General features: G+C 29.9%; 22 protein-coding genes, 1 pseudogene, 1 CRISPR repeat array and 1 riboswitch (1 of these 25 only partly in view). Of the genes and pseudogenes, 15 read left to right on the top strand and 8 right to left on the bottom strand.

The window, feature by feature from the left end; translation table 11 throughout:
• Nucleotides 1-17: 17 nt before the first annotated feature.
• The 6 genes and pseudogenes from CKL_RS13625 to deoC all read left to right on the top strand — a co-directional run bounded on the left by CKL_RS13625 (nt 18) and on the right by deoC (nt 4,372).
• Entirely contained in the window at nt 18-380 is a 363-nt protein-coding gene (locus CKL_RS13625) for a NifB/NifX family molybdenum-iron cluster-binding protein (protein ID WP_012103124.1), read from the top strand.
• Nucleotides 381-417: 37 nt separating this feature from the next.
• A riboswitch (SAM riboswitch) is annotated at nt 418-527 on the top strand.
• Between the two features lie 219 nt (nt 528-746).
• Nucleotides 747-1,037, top strand: coding sequence for a hypothetical protein (locus tag CKL_RS21885; protein ID WP_012103123.1), 291 nt, complete (start codon nt 747-749; stop codon nt 1,035-1,037).
• Between the two features lies 1 nt (nt 1,038).
• Nucleotides 1,039-1,587: pseudogene (locus CKL_RS21880) on the top strand (nitrogenase component 1).
• Nucleotides 1,588-1,800: 213 nt separating this feature from the next.
• Nucleotides 1,801-2,418, top strand: a complete 618-nt coding sequence (locus CKL_RS13605) for an ABC transporter permease (protein ID WP_012103120.1) — start codon at nt 1,801-1,803, stop codon at nt 2,416-2,418.
• Nucleotides 2,419-2,435: 17 nt separating this feature from the next.
• Nucleotides 2,436-3,368: an ABC transporter substrate-binding protein gene (locus CKL_RS13600; RefSeq protein ID WP_341271424.1), complete on the top strand. Its 933-nt coding sequence runs from the start codon at nt 2,436-2,438 to the stop codon at nt 3,366-3,368.
• A 347-nt stretch (nt 3,369-3,715) separates the two neighbouring features.
• The gene (deoC, locus tag CKL_RS13595) at nt 3,716-4,372 is read left to right on the top strand and encodes a deoxyribose-phosphate aldolase (RefSeq protein ID WP_012103118.1); all 657 of its coding nucleotides are present in this window, start codon (nt 3,716-3,718) and stop codon (nt 4,370-4,372) included.
• Between the two features lie 100 nt (nt 4,373-4,472).
• Here the strand turns inward: deoC and CKL_RS13590 are convergent, their stop codons facing one another.
• Nucleotides 4,473-4,667 (bottom strand): helix-turn-helix transcriptional regulator, encoded by a 195-nt coding sequence (locus tag CKL_RS13590; RefSeq protein ID WP_012620771.1) that lies wholly within the window; start codon nt 4,665-4,667, stop codon nt 4,473-4,475.
• Between the two features lie 614 nt (nt 4,668-5,281).
• Between CKL_RS13590 and CKL_RS13585 the strand changes: the two genes are divergently transcribed.
• From CKL_RS13585 to CKL_RS21595, 5 genes are all read left to right on the top strand, one after another.
• A complete protein-coding gene (locus tag CKL_RS13585) occupies nt 5,282-6,370 on the top strand; it encodes an ABC transporter ATP-binding protein (RefSeq protein ID WP_012103116.1) in 1,089 nt (362 codons plus the stop codon).
• 28 nt (nt 6,371-6,398) lie between these two features.
• Entirely contained in the window at nt 6,399-7,454 is a 1,056-nt protein-coding gene (locus CKL_RS13580) for an ABC transporter substrate-binding protein (RefSeq protein WP_012103115.1), read from the top strand.
• A 77-nt stretch (nt 7,455-7,531) separates the two neighbouring features.
• On the top strand, nt 7,532-8,437 hold the full coding sequence (locus tag CKL_RS13575; protein ID WP_041700832.1) for an ABC transporter permease: 906 nt from the start codon (nt 7,532-7,534) through the stop codon (nt 8,435-8,437).
• On the top strand, nt 8,437-9,213 hold the full coding sequence (locus CKL_RS13570) for an ABC transporter permease (protein WP_012103113.1): 777 nt from the start codon (nt 8,437-8,439) through the stop codon (nt 9,211-9,213). The genes CKL_RS13575 and CKL_RS13570 overlap by 1 nt, the downstream gene beginning before the upstream one ends.
• 462 nt (nt 9,214-9,675) lie before the next feature.
• The gene (locus CKL_RS21595) at nt 9,676-9,807 is read left to right on the top strand and encodes a hypothetical protein (RefSeq protein ID WP_265873504.1); all 132 of its coding nucleotides are present in this window, start codon (nt 9,676-9,678) and stop codon (nt 9,805-9,807) included.
• A gap of 32 nt (nt 9,808-9,839) precedes the next feature.
• Here the strand turns inward: CKL_RS21595 and CKL_RS13565 are convergent, their stop codons facing one another.
• From CKL_RS13565 to CKL_RS13550, 4 genes are all read right to left on the bottom strand, one after another.
• Nucleotides 9,840-10,496, bottom strand: coding sequence for a superoxide dismutase (locus CKL_RS13565; RefSeq protein ID WP_012103112.1), 657 nt, complete (start codon nt 10,494-10,496; stop codon nt 9,840-9,842).
• Between the two features lie 145 nt (nt 10,497-10,641).
• The gene (locus CKL_RS13560) at nt 10,642-11,178 is read right to left on the bottom strand and encodes a macro domain-containing protein (protein ID WP_012103111.1); all 537 of its coding nucleotides are present in this window, start codon (nt 11,176-11,178) and stop codon (nt 10,642-10,644) included.
• Between the two features lie 39 nt (nt 11,179-11,217).
• Complete coding sequence (locus tag CKL_RS13555) at nt 11,218-12,327, bottom strand: Ldh family oxidoreductase (RefSeq protein WP_012103110.1); 1,110 nt, start codon at nt 12,325-12,327, stop codon at nt 11,218-11,220.
• A gap of 193 nt (nt 12,328-12,520) precedes the next feature.
• Nucleotides 12,521-12,928 (bottom strand): lamin tail domain-containing protein, encoded by a 408-nt coding sequence (locus tag CKL_RS13550; RefSeq protein WP_423200920.1) that lies wholly within the window; start codon nt 12,926-12,928, stop codon nt 12,521-12,523.
• A 289-nt stretch (nt 12,929-13,217) separates the two neighbouring features.
• On the opposite strand from CKL_RS13550, the gene CKL_RS13545 reads away from it, so the two are divergent.
• Nucleotides 13,218-13,481, top strand: coding sequence for a SoxR reducing system RseC family protein (locus CKL_RS13545; protein ID WP_012103108.1), 264 nt, complete (start codon nt 13,218-13,220; stop codon nt 13,479-13,481).
• Between the two features lie 66 nt (nt 13,482-13,547).
• Here CKL_RS13545 and CKL_RS13540 read toward each other — a convergent pair whose 3' ends face one another.
• From CKL_RS13540 to CKL_RS13530, 3 genes are read right to left on the bottom strand one after another with little or no spacing between them, the layout of a single operon-like run.
• Nucleotides 13,548-14,669: a Ger(x)C family spore germination protein gene (locus CKL_RS13540; RefSeq protein ID WP_012103107.1), complete on the bottom strand. Its 1,122-nt coding sequence runs from the start codon at nt 14,667-14,669 to the stop codon at nt 13,548-13,550.
• Entirely contained in the window at nt 14,656-15,750 is a 1,095-nt protein-coding gene (locus CKL_RS13535) for a GerAB/ArcD/ProY family transporter (RefSeq protein ID WP_012103106.1), read from the bottom strand. Before CKL_RS13535 ends, CKL_RS13540 begins: the two co-directional genes overlap by 14 nt.
• Complete coding sequence (locus CKL_RS13530) at nt 15,743-17,224, bottom strand: spore germination protein (RefSeq protein WP_012103105.1); 1,482 nt, start codon at nt 17,222-17,224, stop codon at nt 15,743-15,745. Before CKL_RS13530 ends, CKL_RS13535 begins: the two co-directional genes overlap by 8 nt.
• 212 nt (nt 17,225-17,436) lie before the next feature.
• On the opposite strand from CKL_RS13530, the gene CKL_RS13525 reads away from it, so the two are divergent.
• From CKL_RS13525 to CKL_RS13515, 3 genes are all read left to right on the top strand, one after another.
• Entirely contained in the window at nt 17,437-18,264 is an 828-nt protein-coding gene (locus tag CKL_RS13525; RefSeq protein WP_012103104.1) for a MerR family transcriptional regulator, read from the top strand.
• A 218-nt stretch (nt 18,265-18,482) separates the two neighbouring features.
• Nucleotides 18,483-19,385 (top strand): EamA family transporter RarD, encoded by a 903-nt coding sequence (rarD, locus tag CKL_RS13520; RefSeq protein ID WP_012103103.1) that lies wholly within the window; start codon nt 18,483-18,485, stop codon nt 19,383-19,385.
• Between the two features lie 201 nt (nt 19,386-19,586).
• Nucleotides 19,587-20,747, top strand: coding sequence for an RNA-binding domain-containing protein (locus CKL_RS13515; RefSeq protein ID WP_172634766.1), 1,161 nt, complete (start codon nt 19,587-19,589; stop codon nt 20,745-20,747).
• 198 nt (nt 20,748-20,945) lie between these two features.
• Nucleotides 20,946-22,466: direct repeats of the CRISPR family, unit length 30 nt; unit sequence GTTGAACCTTAACAAGAATTGTATTTAAAT (it continues 26 nt past the right edge of the window).

Below are 22,466 nucleotides of genomic sequence, written 5' to 3'. Positions count from 1 at the left end.
TTGATAGGAGGGCATATGTGAATTATAAAGTTGCAGTTGCAAGTAGTGATGGTAAATTTGTAAATGAACATTTTAGAAAAGCAAGTCAATTTTATATATATAAAGTGGAAGACGGCAATTATGAATTTATGGAATTGAGAAAGGTAGATGATATTTTTTGCTGTGAAAAAGAGGGTCACTATGATAAAATTTTGTCTATTGTTAAACATCTTTCAGGGTGTAGGATAGTTTTAGTTAGTCAAATAGGTAGGGAAGCTGCTGTATTTTTAAATAGAAATGGAATTGAAGCTTTTGATATAAATCAGTCCATAGACGAAGCTTTAGAAAAGTTAATTAAATATTATTCTAGAATAGATAAAATTAATAAACCATGTAATTAGAAACTATATATACAATACAAAAATAATATAATCAATATTCTTATCAAGAGAAACTAAGGGGCTGGCCCGATAAAGTTTCAGCAACCCGTATGTTTTATTTACATGCAAAGTGCTAAATTCTGCAGATATATTTCTGAAAGATGAGGGAAATTAATGTTAAAAAATATTTTAGCACATATTCCTTTTCTTTTGAAAGGGGATTTTTTATTCACATTATTCAATTTTAGTTGACTGGGAAACCAGAGGCTTTAAATAAAATTTATATTTTATTTAAGGTTTCTGGTTTTTTATTATCTAAGATAAAATACCAGGAGATTTAAAAGTTTAATACAGTTTAAAATTAATTTTTATAAAGGAGATGTTTTTATGTCTATTAATATTAAGGTAATAGAATCAGTAACTAGGGAAAACAGACTTATTCTATTACTGGTTATAGTGGAACAGTTAAAGATCTTGTTAAAAAAGTGCAATGTGGATGTCTTAAAAATGAAGAAAGGTGCTTTAGTCAGGCTAGTAACTGCAGTTCTGGACGTGCCCAGGGGTACTTATCACGTATATTGGATGCTCGGCAGATGTAATTGGGGAAAATACTACTTTCAAATGGGGACAAAATATAAGAAGTTGGGAAAAGAAAGATGTAAATGTGATAAACACTAATATGACAGAGGATTCTACTGTATTTGGGGGCAGAGATAAGTTAAGGGAAGGTATAAAAGAAGCATATAAGCGGTTTAAACCTAAGGCCATATTTGTTACTACTTCTTGTGCTTCGGCAATTATTGGAGACGATATTAAAAGTATTACAGATGAAATGGAAAAAGAAATAAAAATTCCTGTGGTACCTGTTTTCTGCGAAGGATTTAGATCGAAAATATGAGCATCAGGTTTTGATGCAGCCTTTCATGCCATATTGACACGTATAGTGAAACCACCTAGAAAGAAACGCCAAGAACTTGTAAATATGATAAATTTTAATGGAAGTGCTAGAGATTATATAACTGAAATACTATCAAAATTTGGACTTATTCCTCAATTTGTAGTACCTTTTGCTACTATAGAGCAGATATCCAGAATGTCGGAGGCTGCAGCTACTATTAGTATATGCGGCACTTTAGGAGGATATTTGGGAAATGGATTGGAGCAGCAATATGGTGTTCCCTATGTGAAATCTATTCAGCCTTATGGTATTGCAGGAGTGACAGGATGATTCTTAGGCGTTCTTATCTAGGATATGAAGGGACAATGAGGTTGATAGAAGATATTTATTCTGTTATACTGCAAGATTTTCAATAGATATAATCTAAATGGAGAGTGATAAAATTGAATGCTACCAAAAGTAGAAAAGAAATAGATATGTCAAAAGATAATCGGTATTGCTAATCCAGTTTTTCTTCCGCCATTCTCCAAAGTATTTGCAGCATTGTGGCAATTAATAATTAGTGGTTCTCTTTTTGAAAATGTATTCGTAAGTCTTAAAAGATCAGCGGCAGGTTTTGCACTGGCACTTTTAGTTGCTATTCCACTAGGACTTGTTATCGGATGGTTTAAAAAATTTGAGAGATTTATAGATCCTCTTCTGCAAATTTTTAGACAAACTTCAGCACTAGCATTATTTCCTGTGTTTATACTTGTATTTGGCATTGGAGAAACATCTAAAATAGCTATTATATTTTGGGGAGTTCAATGGCCTATACTTATAAGTACTATTGAAGGGGTCAAAAATGTAGATCCCATTTTAATTAAATCTGCAAGATCTATGGGAGCTTCACAATTTACAATATTCAGGAAGGTCATATTACCTTCTGCATTTCCCTCAATCATTACAGGTATAAGACTTAGTGCTACTTCAGCAATATTAGTGCTAATTGCCGCTGAAATGATGGGAGCGAGTTCTGGACTAGGTTATTTATTATATGATACTCAGGTAAAGTATCAAATACCCAAAATGTATGCTGCGATTATCACAATGTCGTTAATAGGAATTATTGTAAATTATACCATAGTAGCTTTTGAAAATAGAGTTACAAAATGGAAATAGTAAAAAGGAAGTGTATTATGATGAAAAAGTCAAAAAAATTTTATTTATTAGTATCATTTAGTATAATAGCTATTCTGTCACTGTTTACAGGCTGTGGAAATACAAAATCAAATTCATCTGAGATCTATGATAGTACCAAAACTTATACAGGTAAATTTGTCAATGGTAAACTTACAAAACCATTTCATCTTAAAATTCAAACTCAAACTAGTTTTAATGAAGCTATTATAGCTGATAAAAAGGGATTTTTTAAAGAAGTAGGAATAATTCCTGAGTACACTGGAGTTCTATCGCCTAATGTTAGTTTACCTCAATCGGTAATTAAAGAAGATAATGATCTATTTGACTCAGGTCATGTTACAACAATTGCTTCAGCAAGGAAAGCAGGAGCTAATCTCAAAATTGTACTTACAAGTATGGTTGACAGTCCTGATTTTGATAAAACTCATATGACCTGGTTTGTAAGAGATGATGGAGAAATTAAATCACCAAAAGACCTGGTTGGTAAAAAAATTGCAATGAGTGGTAAGGGCAGCTGTGCAGAACTTTGGAATGCAGAATTTTTACGTCAAAATGGAGTATATGTGAAAAAAACTCGGATAGTTGTTATGAAGGACGAGCAGCAAGAACAGGCTCTTAAACAGGGCAATATAGATATGGCTATTGTGCATCCACCTTTTAATATGAAAATTAAAAATGATGGTGGTGTAAAAATTCTTGCTACCAGCTATGAAATTGGTGAAAAAGCTGGAGATGGGACAGCTAGTGGACTTGCAGTTCGTGCTTTCAGTGAAAATTTTATAGAAAGATATCCTGATGTAGTAAAAGCCTACATAGTGGCAGATCTTAAAGCACAGCAGTATATAAATAAAAATTATCAAGAAGCATTAAAAATTGCTGCAGATTATTTGAAGATGGATATTAAAAATATGGCTGGTAACATATACTGATCAAAAGTGGGTTAATCCAGGGCAAATTGATTTTTGGATTAAGACAGCAGAAAAGAATAAGTTAACTAATTTTGAGGTCCCTAATCAAGTAAGGGCTTCCGACTTATATACAAATAAATTAAATCCATATTACATAGGGGAACTAAAATAAGCTTAATTTATGTATTATAGTATGATGAGTAAATTGATATTTACTACTTGGTTATTCCATAGTAAATGTAACTATGGTAATATAAAATTGTATCTATAAAATTCATTTCCTATTACTCATTTTAGAATGTTAAAAAGGGTAATAGGGAAGTGAACCATAATTTTTTATTATTCATCGGCAAGAGGGAGATAAAATAATGGATAAAAAAGAACTAGCAAAAATGATAGATCATACCCTTTTAAAACCTGAGGCTAACTATGAACAGATAGTTAAATTATGTAAAGAAGCTTTAGAATATGGATTTGCTTCGGTGTGTATAAATCCTTGTTATGTTAATGCTGCCTACCAGTTATTAAAGGGCTCAGATGTGAAAGTGTGTACAGTTGTGGGGTTCCCTTTAGGTGCTGCCACATCTGAAACAAAAACTTTTGAAGCAGTACAGGCGGTAAATAGGGGAGCCTCTGAAATTGATATGGTTATAAATGTAGGTTATTTAAAATCAGGAAATCATGATTATGTTGAAGAAGATATAAAAACTCTAGTTAATAAGATTAATGGAAGAGCCCTGGTTAAAGTTATTATTGAGACCTGTCTCCTTAATGACGAAGAGAAAATTATAGCTTGTAAGCTAGCTAAAAAGGCAGGGGCTCATTTTGTAAAAACATCTACGGGTTTTAACATGTCAGGAGCTACTTCAGAGGATGTAGCACTAATGTATGATGCAGTTTCACCTAATTTAAAAGTAAAAGCATCAGGTGGAATTAGGACTTATGAAGATGCCATAAAAATGATAAATGCAGGAGCCTCCAGAATAGGTGCCAGTTCTTCTATTAAAATTATTAATAAAAAATAACTAGAGAAATCATGGCGTACTCTCTAGCTAAATAGTTATCTTTATGTTTATATATAATCTTTTCTTTAATTTGTAGAATATATCTCTAAAATATATGGCACTATTTTAAGTGCCATATGTCATCTAGTCTTTTATTCAATTTTTCAGCTATTTTTAATCCTTTCTTCATAGAAGGAATTGATGTTCCGTTTTCCCAAGCATAGTATGTTTTGAGGTTAACTTCTATTAATTTTGAAAATTCCTTTGGATTCATCATATATTCTCTCATTCTTATTTCTTTAAGCCTATTATTCATGTTAATAACACCTCACAATTAATATATTCTATAAAATACTTATATTTCCTTTTTATATAAGATGCTATAAAAAATATTTTATAGTATTTTTTATAAATGCTTATGAAAATTAAAATATTGATTAAAGAAAACAAGAAAAATAGTAAGCATATGTACTCAAGGGACAAATTCATTAGTTTATATTTGTTTATTTTATATATATGAATATTAATAATAATATGATAAATTATACATATTATTATTAATAATATAACAAAATATATTGATATATAATGATAATTTTTCAATAAGCTTTGAATCATAAAATAAATATATAAGCTATAAATTGAATGATATAAAGACAATACATTCAATTTATAGATATCAGTATTAAAATTCGATAGCTTGTATTTGCATATTATTAAATAATACATTGAATTAAGATTGACATGTTAATATTAAGACAGTATAATTAATAAAAATATATAAGATGCATATATATATTATTATATTATGAATAAGTATTTTTGATTTATTGCAATAATTATATCTTTTATATTTGGTAAATTTATGATTTTATCACATTTAATAAAATACAAATAAATGTTGAAGGTTTTAGAAAGGAGAAATGTTAAATGAGTACCATTGGGGCTAACTTATTAATGAATAATGTAGTAAAATACTATAAAAGTTTCAAAGCTGTAGATGAAGTTAGTTTTGGAGTGGAGAAAGGAGAGTTTCTAACTATATTGGGACCAAGTGGCTCTGGAAAAACTTCATTATTAAAATTAATTGCCGGATTCGAAAAAATAAATTCAGGTGAAATTCTTTTAAATAAAGAAAATATTGAAAAAAAGAGACCCTATGAAAGAAATATAGGTATGCTTTTTCAAAATTATGCATTGTTTCCTCATATGAATATTTTTCAAAATATTGCGTATCCTTTGAAAATCAGAAAATTTTCTAAAGATAAGATTAAAGAAAAAGTTATAAATATGCTGAAGTTAGTGGATCTTGAAGGAGTAGAAAATAGATATCCTAAACAATTAAGTGGAGGACAACAGCAGAGAGTTGCACTTGCAAGGGCCATAGTATTCAATCCTCCATTGTTATTATTAGATGAACCTTTAGGGGCTTTAGACAAGCAGTTAAGACAAAAAATGCAATTGGAAATTAAGCATATACAGCAGAGAATTGGAATCACCACTATAAGTGTTACCCATGATCAAGAAGAGGCTCTTACAATGTCTGACAAAGTATGTATTATGAATAAAGGGAGAATAGAACAAATAGATACTCCTGAAAATATATATGAAAAACCTAAAAGTATATTTGTAGCAGAATTTATAGGAGAGATAAATATTATTAAAGGTAAAATAGTTCAAACAGAAGGTAAAATTGCATTTATAGAAATATTTAATAAACGAATTTTAAAGGCAGAAATGGATGCTGAGGATCAGTATTTAAGAGGGAAAGCTGTTTCCATAGCCTTAAGACCTGAAAATATAAATATTACACTAGATAAAGCTCAGTATGAGAATAGCATGAAAGCAATAGTTAAGGAAGTTATTTTTGTGGGAGATTCGTTAAAAGTAAAAGCAGTTAATGAAAATAACGAGGAAATGATGATGAAAGCAGCACCTTCTGATAAAAATTTACTTACTCCTGGTAAAGAGATTATATTAAATTGGGAAATTACAAAGAGTTCTTTAATAGGAAATTAATTATATAAAGCATAAGGGGGCATAAATTATGAAGAAAAAATTATTACTTTTATTAAGTGCAATATTGATCTTCGGTCTTACAGGATGTGGTAGTTCATCTAATGAAAAAAGTAGTACCAGTGAAGATAAAGAATTAGTTGTTGTGGATTGGGGAGGAGCTTATTCCAAAGCAAGGCAAGTAAATTACGATGCTTTTGAAAAGAAATACGGAGTAAAAATAACGGTAGTAAATCCAACGGACTATGGTAAGTTGAAAGCAATGGTTCAATCAAAGAATGTTGAATGGGATGTGGTAAATGTAGACTCTGATTTTGCACCAAGAGGAGGCAAACAGGGATTACTTGAAAAATTAGATTACAGTGTAATTAAAACAGATAATATTGATAAAGGATTGGTTAATGAATATGGAATAGGTTCAGATACTTTTGATGTAGCCATAGCCTATAACACGAGTAGTTATTCAGAAAACAATCACCCTACCACCTGGGCTGAATTTTGGGATACACAAAAGTTTCCTGGAGCCCGTACTATGTGGAAATATCCCGTAGGAACTTTAGAAGCTGCACTTCTTGCAGATGGAGTTGAGGCGGATAAGTTATATCCTTTAGATGTAGATAGAGCTTTTAAAAGTCTAGATAAAATAAAAAGCAATGTAAAAATATGGTGGACTGCAGGAGCTCAAGCACCTCAATCACTTGCAAGTGGTGATGTTACTTTGGCAGCAGCTTGGAATGGACGTGTGAGTACTGCAAAGAAGGAAGGTTCACCAGTAGATGTGGAATATAACCAGGCTATAGTTCTTGGAGATTCATGGGTAGTACCAAAAGGAGCACCTCATAAAGAATTGGCTATGAAGTTTATTGCCTTTATGTGTGAAGCTGAACAACAAGCAGAATTTTCAAAGAATATCGACTACGCACCAACTAATTCTAAGGCATTGGATTTATTATCTACAGAGATAAAAGAAAGAATAGGAAGAGGAGATGACGAAACCTCTAATAAACTTATACATGGCTACGAAGAATGGTGGGCAGAAAACTATGATGCTGTGGATACTAAATTCCAACAGTGGTTAATTAAATAATTTATTCTTAAATCTAAAGTTCTAGTTATACAGCTAGAACTTTAGATTAATAGTTATTGATTTTTGGGGGAATGGAAATGATGAATGAGAGTATTAAGAAAGAAGAGATGATGTTTGAGAAAAATTCTACAAAAGATAAATTAAATAATTTATTTAATGTAAAATGGATACTGGTAATATTGCCTGCACTTTTTATTATAGTATTCACATTTGTACCTATGATAAGTTTATTTAAATTAAGTATTATAGATGAGAATGGATTTACTTTTAAATATATAGCACAGATTTTTACAGAGCCTATATATCTTCAAGTTATATGGCTTACCTTGAAAACTTCATTTATTGTAACAGCAATATCAATTGTACTTGCTTATCCGGTAGCTTATTTTATTATTAAAACAAAATCCTCCAGAACAAAAAAGGTCATTCTAATGATTATTATGATACCTTTTTGGATTAGTTTATTGGTTCGTACTTTTTCATGGATCATAATCTTACAGGAACAGGGGATCTTAAATACCTTTTTGAAGAATATAGGGCTTATAAGTCAGCCTTTGGATTTACTTTATAATACTACTTCTGTAACAATAGGTATGACCCATGTTCTATTTCCGTACATGGTGTTAAATGTTTATTCGGTTATGTCAAGTATTGACATACAGTTAGTGGAAGTTGCTCAAGTTATGGGGGCCAGGCCTATAAAAGCTTTTTGGCAGGTATTTTTTCCTTTATCTGTTCCGGGGATTTTATCAGGATCAATACTGGTATTTGTTCTAGCTCTTGGATATTTTATTACTCCTGCGCTACTAGGAGGATCAAAGAATATGCTTGTATCTACCCTCATACAGAATAATATAAGTGCTACTTTGAACTGGCCTTTAGCCTCTGCACTTTCCTTGGTTTTATTTATTATTACCATGGTACTTTTGTCTATACTTGCAGTATTGGCAACAAGAAATCCTATGTTGAAGGAGGGAGAATAATGTGGCTTCCGATAATAGTAATAGTGATATTGTTTTTTCTTATAGCTCCTGTATTTGTATTGATACCCTTGTCTTTTACTTCGTTAAGTTATTTTAAATTTCCACCACCAAGTTATTCTACTCAGTGGTATCATGCTTTCTTTAATGATAGTCAGTGGACTCAATGTTTCGGCAGAAGTCTTGGAATAGCAGTGCTTACAGTAATACTTGCTCTTATTTTAGGAACCATGGCAGCAGTTGCTGTTACTAAGGTGGAATTTAAATTTAAAAATGTATTTATGGGATTTATGGTTATGCCTATGGTTATACCTGTAATTATAATCAGTGTAGCTTTATATAATTCCTTTGCTCCTTTAAAATTAACTAATACCATACCTGGAATAGTTTTAGGGCATACGCTTCTAGCAATACCTATGGTATTTGTAACAGTGATGACGGGACTAAAGGGAGTAGATAAAAATATTGAGTTAGCAGCAATGGGGCTGGGTTCAAAACAAATTAGTGTGTTCTTTAATATTACATTACCTCAAATTAAAGCTTCTATATTTTCAGCAGCAATATTTGCTTTTAGCACATCTATAGATGAAGTAACTGTTACTATGTTCCTGGCAGGTTCTAAAACTAAAACACTTCCTTTGGCTATGTGGGAGAGTATGAAAACTAGCATAACTCCAGAGATAGCTGCGGTATCTACTATTTTAATTGGAATTACTTTGATGATGCTTTTTATACAAGGGCTTGTTAAAGGGAAAAATACAAAGGCAAATGAAGCGTGACAATTATATTTTAGAGTACTTAGGCATTTTGAAATCAATAATGTGTCTAAGTGCTTTTACTTTTAAGCAAAAGTTAATTCTGTTATCGACAACAAAATGATATTGATAATATTATGACAATGATTTATTATTTTTATAACATTTGTGGTCCAAATAAAAATATTATAAATAAATCATTTTTATTTTTGGGGCAAAATTTTATATAAATTGAGAATTAAATCAGTGACATTTAGGTATATCATTAAGTGATTATCAAAAATATCTTAAAATTTTTAACTTAAGAATAATAGAAGTTTTAAATTTATGGTATATAGTTATTTTTTTAACATATATATTGCAATTGAATGTAAAGAATGTTAATATATTAACAAATGAATTTAGTTTAATCATATAGGGGTATAAAGATGTGGTTATAGTATACGAAAAATAATAAAATTTGATTGTCTGAATGGGGGGAGTTATATGAATAAAGAAATAAGGGATATTGAAGAAACAAAGGATAAAGTTACAATACTAAAAAGAATAAAATCTAAAAGAAGGGAATCTTTTAGCTTCCTGTTCGATATGATCGATACGTTATTTGCAGGGAAATAGTGAAAAACAGCTCTTAAAGCTGTTTTTTATTATTAAATATGTCTATTGAGAAATTCATATGGAATATATCTATTGTGATTTATATTTAAAATCTGCAATAAGTGAAGGTACTTTTGGAATCTTTTATTTACAACAGTCCAATTTATATTCTTAATGAAAGTAGAAATATATTCTTTTTTATTTGTTCCAAAATCCATAAAATAAGCATGTTCATAAACATCCATTACTAATATAGGGTAAGAAATCCACACAGATCCTTTGTCGTGCAGATCACTTCCTATTATGTGGAATTTATTGTCTAGTGAATCTATAGACAGAATTGCCCATCCTCTCATGGATAGACCTACATTTGTTAAATAAGAAAGAAAATTATCATAAGATGAGAATTGATTTATTATGGAGTTAAGTACCGGACCATGGGGAGTGGTATTGCCTCCTGTCATATTCTTGAAGTAAAGATTATGAAGTTTTACCCCATTTAGTGCATAGGTTTCACCAAGTTTTAAGCTTCGCATTTTTGAATAGGTTGGATTACTATCAGTATAATTTTGAGGGGTATAATCAGTGTTCCAGATTTGGTTTAAAATATTTACATAGCCCACATATAATTTATAATGTTCATTTAGTTGTCTTTGGGAAATACCTTTAACAGAATTAAAGTTAAAAACTTCAGGTTTCATATTATACATTAAAACACCTCTATAAAAATATGTTACTATTTATAATATGTAACAAGACCTGAATGTGCGTAATAATTAAAATATCCCCCATTGGGAATATTTTAATTATTTTTTAGATTTATATCTTAAAATAAATAATAAGGTAAACATGAAGTTAAATATATTTTAATTCTTCCTTTAAAAAAAGATCTGTTGTTTGCTGGTCATGATTACACATAACAATAGTTTTTAAATATATATCTCCTCCTTTTAAAAATTCTACAGAAGTTTCAAGAAGTATTTTTGCACATCGTTCTTTTGGGAATCCAAATATACCAGAACTTATAGCAGGTACAGATATGGAGCTTAAATTATAGGACTCTGCCAAATTAAGCACACTTTTTACAGCTTTTTTTAGTTTTTCATCTTCATTACCTTCTCCCATTATAGGACCTACAGTATGTATTACAAATTTGCAGTTTAAATCGTGACCATAGGTTATAACTGCTTTTCCCACAGGTAAACTACCTATTTTTTTTATAAGTTCATTACTATCTGATTGTATCTTGGAACCTCCAGCTCTTGCGATGGCCAAGGCTGCTCCTCCTCCATGCTGAAGAGCACTATTTGCAGGATTTACTATGGCATCACTATCTTCTTTTGTTATATCTCCTGTTTTAATTAATATTTTCTTATTACCTATTTTTATCATTTATTTAAATACCTCCAATTTTTATTAAACTGTTTTTAGTTAAATATTATCAGTAGGAAATTTTTTTATGTACTCACTGGTCTTTATATTAAAATATTTACATATTTCATCTATTTCTTTAAGAGTAACTTCATTCATTGGAATGCCATTTTCCATTTTATCTTTATAGGATTCAATTTCTTTTTCTCCATGGGTATATATTCTTAAAGCTCCTTTAGCTTTTTTAGAATTTCTAAGTTCATTTAGGTACTCTGACAATTTATCTTCTATGGAATTTTTATCTCCAAATATACTATAATCTACTGCACAGAAATAATGGCAGGTGCCAGAGCCGGAAGAACCTTGAAGCGTAACGTAATTTCCGGTGATACCTCCAGATAAAATTGCTGTAAATATTTCAACTGCAAGAGCCAGTCCATAGCCTTTATGCCCTCCAGTAAGTTCTTTAGACCCTCCAAGTGGAACAAGACCTCCTCCAAGTTTTTTCGGAAGATTGTATAAGATATCATAAGGATCTTCTGTGTCTTCTCCGTTTTTATCCAGTGCAAGACCTAGCGGAAGTGGTTCATGCCTTTTATTATATACTTCAATTTTTCCCCTTGTAACCACACTAGTAGCTATATCCATTAGGAAGGGATAGGGTTTTGCAGGCATAGATATAGCTATGGGATTTGTACCAAGCATGGCATCTTTTCCGAAAGTAGGTATTATAACAGCAGGAGAGTTGGTCATAGATATTCCGAGAAGTCCTTCTTCTTCAGCCATTTTAGCATAATATCCAGCAATACCGTAATGATTTGAGTTTCTAACCACTACCATGCCCATACCTGAAGTTTTGGCCTTTTCAATAGCCATATTCATAGCTTTTCTTCCTGCCAGTTGTCCCATACCAGCCTGGGCATCTAAAATTGCAGATACAGGTGTTTCTTTTATTATTTTTGGTTTAGAATCCACTTTTATAAGACCATTTTTTATTTCACTATAATATTTTACCAGTCTTTGAATTCCGTGAGATTCAATTCCAAACAAATCTGACAGCAGTAAAACGTCTGTAATAGTTCCACTATCTTCTGGACTAAATCCGAATTTCTCAAAAACTATATCACATAGTTTTTTTAAACCTTCATATTTTACTTTTGAATATGTCATTTTTACCTCCTAAAAATGTTAGATGTACACAATTATTAAATGTTTAGTTAAATATAGTTTTATTACATATAAAATAATTATACTACAAATATAATAAATATATAAAGTTTGATAACTTATTTTTATGTACAATATGATTTTAGGAATTAAAAAATATGTATTAAAGTTTATTGATATTTATATAAATGATTGCTTATGGAACTGCGAGGGTGCTTGTCATTGATTCAGTATCAAATAGACAGGCAATGTCTCCAGCATTGTTCCATATAAAAGAATTTTTTCCACAATAAAAATGAAATTCAGATTTATGATCGCTAGTTTCTTCTATGAATTTGTTTGAACCATAGCCTGTAAATAGTATTATAATTTCACCGGGATCCAATGTCCAAAAAAGGTTGTCAATGCGCTTTGGAAATCTGTAAATAAGGGAATATTGTTTACTTGGTTTCCAGTGCCACAGCTCCCAACCAAACATATTGATTCTTCTATTACTGACATTTTCAATGCGTATCCATTCGTCATTTAAATGAAGTTCTCCATTTCTTTCTTTAATATTATTATTTATAAATGCTATTTTTACATTGGTAGACAAAGTAATCACCTCCTTTAGTACCATAAATTCAACATTTAATGTTAAATTCCTTCAAGGAGTTTAAATAATTTTAAAATAGTAATCATTTATTTTAAATATTTTAAGAGTTATAATATAAGAATCAAGTGATTCTTAGGTTCAGGTGGAGTTTGCTGCAGGAACTGCTTATCTCCATCTGAACCTTAGAAGAACTTATCCAGGCGCGTAGCAGTGCTTATCTCCCACTTTGAAGAAGATGGGAGTATTAGCAATGGTAGCGTTCGGATAAAAAAGTTATAGCGGGAGGCTAATATTTTAAATGGGCAAAGATTATAATCAAAAAAAGAAAAGTACAAATATGCTAATAGCTGCATTTATGTTATTTATTTTTCCTATTATGTTGGTGTTTTTGGGTGTGTTTTTAGGAGGATATTTGGGAAAATTAATGGAAGGCTCTATAAGAACTTATGAAATAATTGGAGGCATAATTGCTCTTGTGTTAGCTGTAGTGTTTGTAAAACTGTTCGATAAGAGTACTGTAGTGGATAAGGAACAGGAAAAATTTTATTGGGAAGATATGTAGTTAAAATATTTTAGTATCTGAAAACATATAAGTTATATATAATTTCAGATACTTTATTATAAAAATTTAATAATCTCCTCTTCCTATTTTATTAAGTTTTACTTTTACGTTTACATCAATTTCTGAATTGCATACCACAGAATTCCAATCTTTTTCCATATGCCTCCCATATTTGGCAGCTGCAAATTTTCCAAGTTCCAAACAATCTACTTTGTAGGTATATTTCATTTTATTTATAAAATTAGTACATTCTTTTTTTATATCTTCAGACATTTTAGTGCTAAATTCCTCAACTTTTTTAGGATTGTTTTGCAGATTTTTATACAGGGTATCTGTTATTAAATCTCCCTCCAAACTGATATTTATGGTGAATTTATATTTATTATCTTCTTTAGTACAGTGAACTTTTCGTTTTGATGTAGCATAATAGTTTGTATATTTACAAGTGCTTTTTTGTATTGTAAACATACCTTTTACATTATTTTCTCTCATTATGTTCATAGCTCTTAATTCGCCAACATTGATTTTTGAAATCATTTTATTACCATTAAACAATGCCATTCCGGTGATGGTAATTCCTTTATTTGTTATTTCGATATAAGGCAATACGGGATTGTATCCTTCACTTCCAATGGATAAAAATAAATTCATAACTCTATATTTATCTGAAAAAAAGTTATAAAATATGGAATTTTTAATTAAGCCCCCTATAAAATCTGAAGAACTCGGATAGCCTTTTATGTTTGTACTTAGAATATCTGAAGCCTCTCCTTTGCATACCGCAACATATGCAGTGTCGTTTAAATAAGGATTTCTAAATAAAATATCTGTCCAATCCTGCAAACCATAATGTGCCTGTTCTTCACTTATAATAAATACTTTTTCAAGACCTAATATATTTTGTTTGTCATTTGACAATTGTCGATTTTGTCTTGTTTCTCCTTTGGTTTTTGCAGTACCGGTTTTCAAGGTACTGTTTATTTTATTTTCAGATTCAAACAAATATATTGACATGGGGACAATATGTTCTGCTACTTTATTATTTTTTATTATTAAATCTGCCCCTAATCCTGAAATAATATCTAATTCTTCTACAGGCTGCTGATCATCTAGTCCTATAGAGAAGAAAATTGTGATTATTATACATAGTAAAATTATAGATATATACTTTGTTTTATTGTTTTTCATGTAAATTATCCTTCTTTAAATAAATTATTATTGTTATCAATGCTACATAGATCATATTAAATAAAGTATATTTAGGAATAATATAATTCAAGAAATTCAGTCTATCTGCAGAATTTTTATATCTAAGAGATAGATAAAGCATTAGGGGATAGAGTGCATAAATAATTTTTTTAATAGGTATTTTTTTAAAAAAATCTTTCAAGATGAAAGCTGTTATAAAATAGTGATTGGATATTGTCTTGTAAATAATAGTTGCCCATAAAATTGTAAATATAAATCTAAAGTTATTAATTACTGGTATTTCTAAAGTTTTTGTTACTGAATTTACAGACCATTCGATTTTGGGTACAATATCTATGCCTAAATAATAAATGGTGATAAATGTAACCCAGGAATAAATTAAGGCTGTTATTATAACACTTAATAGTGATGATTTTGTAATCCTCTTTTTATCGGTGACATAGGGATAAATTAAAAATAATACTTCAATTCCTCCATAGGCAAAAGCTGAATTTTTACTGGCTTTTATAATATTTAGAATTCCTGAACCCAGTATAGGACATATATTCAAATAAGTTCCTCTAAGAAGTGCTACAGCCAAAATAAAAGAAAGAAATATAGTATATAAGAACATCAATTGGTTTAGCCTTCCTAAAAGTTTCAATCCTTTCATGGATGTATATGCAGCTAAAAAAAATATTATCAGTAATATTTTTGAGGTGCTTAAAAAATTAGATATTAAAGTTTCTAATATTAAGGATACTCCAAAGGCCACAGAAGTAGTGAATAAAACAAAATATAATAAAAAAATAAGATTCAAGATATTCCCCAAATATTTCCCCAAATATTTTTTACTTAAAAATAAAATGTTTTCCTGTGGATGTTTTTTCCATAACAATGAAGCAACTATAACCATATATAGTGGATATACAGCACCAATAGCTGCAGATATCCATGAATCTTGTTTTGCCACATTAACTAGATCATTAGGCAGTGATAATATTCCTACACCAATCATTGAGCCAATAAGTAAACAAGTGAACTCTCCTGGAGTTATATTATTACTTTCTAATTTATTCATTTTTGTTCCTCCACAGTTTGTTTCTAAAGTTGGTTTGTCTTTTTGGGTTATTGTTTGGAATACCCTCTGGTCTATTATTCATTTTCCATAGGGGTACCCTAATAAAGGTATCTTTAAAATCACCATATTTATCCAGAGGCATATATGGAACGCCAAAGCTATCTAAAGAAAGGAGGTGGATAAATAAAAAATACCATCCTGCAATTAATCCAACAGCACCTAAAAAGTTTGTTAGGAAAAGAAAAGGAAATCCTATCAATCTTATTGAACTTGACATATCATAGTTCGGTATAATAAAAGTTCCTATGGTAGCAACTCCTACTACTACTAAAGTTGCAGGACTAACTAATTTGGCTTCAAGTGCAGCACTACCTATAATAAAACCTCCTACAACACTTAATGTCTGACCGATTTTTGTAGGAAGTCTCAGCCCTCCTTCTCTTAAAAGTTCTATCACAACATACATGGATAAAATTTCTAAAAGAGGAGGAAGTGCTATGCCTCTTCTAGATTGAACTATAGGTATAATAAATTTAATTGGAATAAGCTCTGAATTGAACCTAATTAAGTCTAAATATATAGAAGGCAATAAAATAACTATGAAGGTACCAAATACCCGGAGAATTCTATTAAAATTACTTAAAAGAGTTCTTTGAGAGTAATCTTCAACAGCCTGAAAAAATTCCATAAATAAAGCGGGAATAGTTAATGCAAAAGGAGTTCCATCCATTAAAATAGCAATTCTACCTTCTGAAAGATTTTGCTGCACAACATCTGGCCTTTGAGACGCATGAGCTTGAGGGAAAACGGAATATGGATGATTTTCAATATACTGTTCCAGCATTCCTGCAGAAGTAAAAGTATCCACATCTATTGATAATAGCTTATTTCTTGTATCTTCAATTAAGTCTTTATCTGCAATATCCTTTATATATATTAAGGCCACATCCTTTTGGGATCGTCTTCCTATGATGAAAGGTTCTATAATTAAATTTTTGTCTTTTAAACCCTTTTTTATTAAACTTAAATTTATTTCAATATCCTCTATAAAACCTTCTTTTGAACCTCTTATTCCGATTTCATCCATAGGTTCAGATATATTTCTATGTTTTGTTCCTTGTGTATCAGCAACAATGAAAGTATCCTCCTTATGTACAAGAACAGCTGTTTTACCTCTTCTTATATCTTTTATAGCCATATTTATATCAGTTTGAATAACAATTTTGGACATAGAGATATATTTGTTACAAATTTCTTGATTAATTGACTGTGCTTTACTTAAATCTTCATTAACTTTATGCATTAGGGGATTTAATATATCTCTGTTTATAATATCTTGATTTACTAAACCATCTTTATATATTAAGGCAGCATCTAGGGGAGTATCTTTTCCAATAGAAAATCTTCTAACAATAACTTGTTGACTGTTTCCACATGATTCTAATATAGAATTAATCTTATTATCTAATTCCATGATCTAATCACCCTTTTTAGTGTTTATTACTTATTGTGTGTAAATAATCAAAATATTACTCAATGAAATTTACTTAATTGAAAATTCACTTTGTATTTTTGTCAAAATATATTGACCTTGACATTATGGGAAAGTTTATAATTAAAGCAGTTATTGAAAGTACTTATAAATAACCTAATTTAAATCTTGAATATATTCAGGGAGGTAGAGAGTTGTACACAATAGGACAATTTTCCAAAATTGCAAAATTATCATCGAAGGTTTTAAGGCACTATGATAAAATCGATTTACTAAAACCGAAGTATGTAAATGAGGAGAATGGATATCGATATTATGATTTAAAACAAATAAAAGATGTCATAATTATAAACAAATTGAAATCTTATGGTTTTTTACTTGAGGAAATAAGAGAGATTTTACTCGAAAATAATTTAGAGAAATTAAAAAGGCTCATGGAAATAAAAATTAAAAGTTTAACACAAGAGCTTAATTATAATCAATTTTTATTGAATCAAATGAAATATGAATTTGAAAAATTAGCAAAAGGAGAAGATATTATGAATGAAAATAGAGAATTTAATATTATTTTAAAAGAACGGGAACCACTTACAGTACTGAGTATAAGAGATAATATTTCTATGGATTATATAGGAAGCTTAATAGGTAAGATATATGAAAATGTGTATAAAAATGGATTAAAGCCTATAGGTAATATAATGTCTATTTATTATCTACAAAATGAAGAGGAAGACTTTAATCATGATAATGCAGATGTAGAAGTATGCATTCCTGTAGATAAAGAATTTAGTTCTAATGAAATAAGTACACGGATAATGGAAGGAGGGTTACATGCCTATACTACTTTTGTAGGTCCTTATAGTGAGATTTCTCAGGCTTATGGAGCCATGATGGAATGGGTAAAGCATAATAAATATAAAATATCAAGACCACCTTTTGAAAAATATATAAAAGGGCCTGAAGAGGGATGCAATCCACAGGATTTTGTTACAGAAGTATATTTTCCTGTAGTTAAAATGTAAATTTTAGTGATATGAGAAGAGTACCTGATTTTACAGGTGCTTTTCTCTATTGTGATAAAAGTTTTAAGAAAAATCTTTATTTATAGAGATTTAAGACATATAATAGAAATAAAAATGGGTATTTTACATAGTTGAACCTTAACAGGGATTGTATTTAAATAATATAAGAGATAGGAAATATTGATAGGGAAAATAAAGATAGAAGTGGAGAAAATTAAATGAATAATCAAAAAACTGTTGGTGTGATATATGCGGCTGCGGCATATACATTATGGGGTATTCTACCAGTATATTGGAAGATGATAGATAGCGTATTTTCAATGGAAATTTTAGCTAACAGAATTGTGTGGGCATTAGTATTCATGATTCTAATTATTACAGTAACTAAAAAATGGGATGAATTAAAACGTATAGCTAAATATAAAGGGCAAATGCTTTATATCTTTATTGCATCAATTTTAATTACGATTAACTGGGGATTGTATATTTGGGCTGTCAGTTCAGATAAGATTGTAGATGCAAGTCTTGGATATTACATTAATCCATTATTAGCGGTGGCACTGGGAGTGGTAATTTTCAAGGAAAAACTGAGTTATTGGACAGGAGCTGCACTTATTGTTGCGTTTGTTGGTGTAATAATAAAAACCATTCAGTATGGTAAAATTCCGTGGATTTCTTTAGGACTGGCTATTTCTTTTGCATTATATGGGGCAATTAAAAAATCGGTTAAAGCAAGCTCTATAATTGGACTAACTCTTGAAACAGCTATAATTACTCCGGCTGCGGCAATATATATAGCATTAAGACATGTTAGTGGAGTTGGTGCTTTTGAGACACAAGGCACGTTGGTAATCCTTTTGCTCATAGGAGGTGGCGTGGTTACAGCTATTCCTTTGTTGCTTTTTGCAAGTGGCGCAAAAAGGCTTCCTTTATCATTGATCGGCTTTACACAGTATATTTCACCAACCATAAGCTTGGCTATTGGAATATTTGTGTATAATGAAGGGTTTACAGCTGTTGATATGATAGCCTTTTGTTTTATATGGGTGGCAATAACTATATATTCTTTCTCACAAATGAGTCTGGCTAAAAGTTTGAAGAATTTAGAGCATACTAACTAGTAGTTAATAATGTATATGGTAAAAAGGATTATATTTAAATTTCTATGTCTTAGTTTTGGACTGATTATATATAATAGTTGGACTCTAATATAATATCTACTTAAGTTGAAGAATCATTTATGATATTGTAAATAAATGCAAAATAAATGTGATATAATTAATTCATAATCAGTATATTGTGTGATAAGGATGGGTTTTGTTATGGATAAATTGGAATTATTAAATATAATTAAAAGTGGAGAAAATTCATACATAGAATTTAAGGAAGAAGGTATAAAAGCTAAAGAATTAGCAGAAGAAATTGTGGCTTTTGCTAATAGTGAGGGTGGAATAATATTAATAGGTATTTCAGATGATGGAAATATAAAGGGAGTACAGGATAAAAATATAGAAGAGAAGATCATGAATATATGTAGAAATAATTGTATACCTAATATAATTCCTATTTATGAAGATATAGAATTAAAGGGATTAAAGATAGCCATAGTTAGTATTCCAAAGGGATTGAATAAGCCATATTATACAACTGATCACAAATACTATGTACGGGTGGGAACTACAAAAAGGATAGCTTCAAGAGAAGAATTAATGAGGTTATTTCAGGCCAATGGTAGTATTCATTTTGATATATCGCCAGTCTATAATACTTCTATAAGGGATTTAAATTTGGATATAATAAGAGACTATTTTTCAAAATACAATACCTTTGATTTGTATGAGGAAGATAACGATAGTGTTGAGAGAATATTAATTAATGCAGATATATTGAAAGAAGCAGATGGGAAAATAGTGTGCTCTGCAGGAGGGCTATTAATATTCGGAAAAAATGTGGAGAATATCATGGTTCAAAATGGAATTAGTTTTGCCCATTTTCGCGGAGATGAAATAACAGATAAACTTATAGATAAAAAGATAATCTGTGGAAGATTACAGGACATAGCGGAACAGACATTGGTAGTACTAAAAAATAATATGAAAAATCCTTCAATTATTAAGGAGTTAAAAAGAAAGGAAGAGGAAGAATACCCTATTTTAGTACTCAGGGAAGCTATTATAAATGCTCTTGTGCATAGAAATTACAGTATTTTAGGTTCTAAAATAAGAATTTTTATGTTTGATAATCGTATTGAATTTCATAGTCCGGGGAAATTACCTAATACTGTTACTATTGAAAAGATGAAAATTGGAGTGTCTTATGCAAGAAATCCTTTCCTGGTAAAATATATGGAAAATATGAGATATATAGATCAATTGGGAAGAGGCGTTCCTATGATTCTGAAAACAATGAAAGATTTAGGGGCAAGGGAGCCACTTTTACAGGAATCAGGAGAAGAATTTGTTCTTACTGTGTATAAAAAATAAATTATATGAAAAAGTCATTATATTTTCCAACCTCAATTCCAACTAAAAGTGCTGCGTCCGTTGAAATCCAATGGATTACAGCATTTCTTCTATGTGATATTCAAAAAATCAAAAATGGTTGGAAAGATTTTAATAAAAGGCTTTATCTATGGTGGTTTAAAGGATATAATAAAAATAAGAAATGGCTATTTTACGTTAGTTGAATCTTAACAAGAATTGTATTTAAATTGAACGTATTCAATTTTTATAATTTTTACTATTTAGTTGAATCTTAACAAGAATTGTATTTAAATTAGAGGGTGACCTCTGCGAGAAGGAAGTTTTTGTACGTTGAATCTTAACAAGAATTGTATTTAAATGCATAGACCCCATAGTAACTATTATAGGTGAGGAAGGTTGAATCTTAACAAGAATTGTATTTAAATGGTATAATTATGTCTGCTGTTTTCCACTCTGGAAATGTTGAATCTTAACAAGAATTGTATTTAAATCTAAAGATGAATTGACACTAAAACAATGGATTAAATCGTTGAATCTTAACAAGAATTGTATTTAAATCAGAAGGTAAAATAGCATTTAATACAGGCGGTACTGGGTTGAATCTTAACAAGAATTGTATTTAAATCCTCTTTTCTAAGTACGGATTTTCCTTGACTATAAGCGTTGAATCTTAACAAGAATTGTATTTAAATAAAAGAAAAAGGAGGCATTAATAACCCAACTAGGGTTGAATCTTAACAAGAATTGTATTTAAATTTACTTTCTGGTGTGTTAGTATTTTCTTTTGCTTCAGGTTGAATCTTAACAAGAATTGTATTTAAATGTAGAGGAATTAAACACAAAGATAAAAAACATAGGTTGAATCTTAACAAGAATTGTATTTAAATAAAGTATTGATTCTTCTGCCTTTGCTAAATTCCATAGTTGAATCTTAACAAGAATTGTATTTAAATGGGGAAAGAAGATATGAAGCACTAAAAATGTTATAGTTGAATCTTAACAAGAATTGTATTTAAATCAAGTTATGCTGAACACTATCCAACTGAAATGACTAAGTTGAACCTTAACAAGAATTGTATTTAAATTTGTTAGAATATCCTGTGATAATTTGAAATACAGTAGTTGAACCTTAACAAGAATTGTATTTAAATAGGCCTATAACGAAAGTAAAATAGAAGAACACAGGAGTTGAACCTTAACAAGAATTGTATTTAAATGACAAAATAGCAGTAACAGACATTGAAAAGATCGAGGTTGAACCTTAACAAGAATTGTATTTAAATACTCCAGAAAGGAGATATTTAATATTGATCCTAAATGTTGAACCTTAACAAGAATTGTATTTAAATGATGGGTTTACAACCAAAAGCACATTTTGTACAGGGTTGAACCTTAACAAGAATTGTATTTAAATCAATGGCTGGCTGCTGCACTTGCAATTACAGGTCAGGTTGAACCTTAACAAGAATTGTATTTAAATAAGCTGATACCTGAAATACAAAACTATATTGACTTAGGTTGAACCTTAACAAGAATTGTATTTAAATTTAGGATTGCTCCATAACTCAAGGCATCTCTTAATAGTTGAACCTTAACAAGAATTGTATTTAAATAATGGTAATAGATGCAGCTCCAGAAGCTTTGGATACGTTGAACCTTAACAAGAATTGTATTTAAATTGCCATAGAAAAAACTGATGATATGATTCAATATGAGTTG

It is taken from the genome of Clostridium kluyveri DSM 555, assembly GCF_000016505.1.
In the GTDB taxonomy this organism is placed as follows: domain Bacteria; phylum Bacillota; class Clostridia; order Clostridiales; family Clostridiaceae; genus Clostridium_B; species Clostridium_B kluyveri.
This window is presented reverse-complemented; position numbering and strand designations above follow the sequence as displayed.

Excerpts from the sequence above, each read along its gene's own strand:
- CKL_RS13590 (WP_012620771.1), bottom strand. The coding sequence starts at position 4,667 with ATGAATAATAGGCTTAAAGAAATAAGAATGAGAGAATATATGATGAAT.
- CKL_RS13540 (WP_012103107.1), bottom strand. The coding sequence starts at position 14,669 with ATGAAAAACAATAAAACAAAGTATATATCTATAATTTTACTATGTATA.
- deoC (WP_012103118.1), top strand. The coding sequence starts at position 3,716 with ATGGATAAAAAAGAACTAGCAAAAATGATAGATCATACCCTTTTAAAA.
- CKL_RS21595 (WP_265873504.1), top strand. The coding sequence starts at position 9,676 with ATGAATAAAGAAATAAGGGATATTGAAGAAACAAAGGATAAAGTTACA.
- CKL_RS13585 (WP_012103116.1), top strand. The coding sequence starts at position 5,282 with ATGAGTACCATTGGGGCTAACTTATTAATGAATAATGTAGTAAAATAC.
- CKL_RS13545 (WP_012103108.1), top strand. The coding sequence starts at position 13,218 with ATGGGCAAAGATTATAATCAAAAAAAGAAAAGTACAAATATGCTAATA.
- CKL_RS13580 (WP_012103115.1), top strand. The coding sequence starts at position 6,399 with ATGAAGAAAAAATTATTACTTTTATTAAGTGCAATATTGATCTTCGGT.
- rarD (WP_012103103.1), top strand. The coding sequence starts at position 18,483 with ATGAATAATCAAAAAACTGTTGGTGTGATATATGCGGCTGCGGCATAT.
- CKL_RS13600 (WP_341271424.1), top strand. The coding sequence starts at position 2,436 with ATGATGAAAAAGTCAAAAAAATTTTATTTATTAGTATCATTTAGTATA.
- CKL_RS13555 (WP_012103110.1), bottom strand. The coding sequence starts at position 12,327 with ATGACATATTCAAAAGTAAAATATGAAGGTTTAAAAAAACTATGTGAT.
- CKL_RS13515 (WP_172634766.1), top strand. The coding sequence starts at position 19,587 with ATGGATAAATTGGAATTATTAAATATAATTAAAAGTGGAGAAAATTCA.
- CKL_RS13535 (WP_012103106.1), bottom strand. The coding sequence starts at position 15,750 with ATGAATAAATTAGAAAGTAATAATATAACTCCAGGAGAGTTCACTTGT.
- CKL_RS13565 (WP_012103112.1), bottom strand. The coding sequence starts at position 10,496 with ATGTATAATATGAAACCTGAAGTTTTTAACTTTAATTCTGTTAAAGGT.
- CKL_RS13530 (WP_012103105.1), bottom strand. The coding sequence starts at position 17,224 with ATGGAATTAGATAATAAGATTAATTCTATATTAGAATCATGTGGAAAC.
- CKL_RS21885 (WP_012103123.1), top strand. The coding sequence starts at position 747 with ATGTCTATTAATATTAAGGTAATAGAATCAGTAACTAGGGAAAACAGA.
- CKL_RS13570 (WP_012103113.1), top strand. The coding sequence starts at position 8,437 with ATGTGGCTTCCGATAATAGTAATAGTGATATTGTTTTTTCTTATAGCT.
- CKL_RS13575 (WP_041700832.1), top strand. The coding sequence starts at position 7,532 with ATGATGAATGAGAGTATTAAGAAAGAAGAGATGATGTTTGAGAAAAAT.
- CKL_RS13560 (WP_012103111.1), bottom strand. The coding sequence starts at position 11,178 with ATGATAAAAATAGGTAATAAGAAAATATTAATTAAAACAGGAGATATA.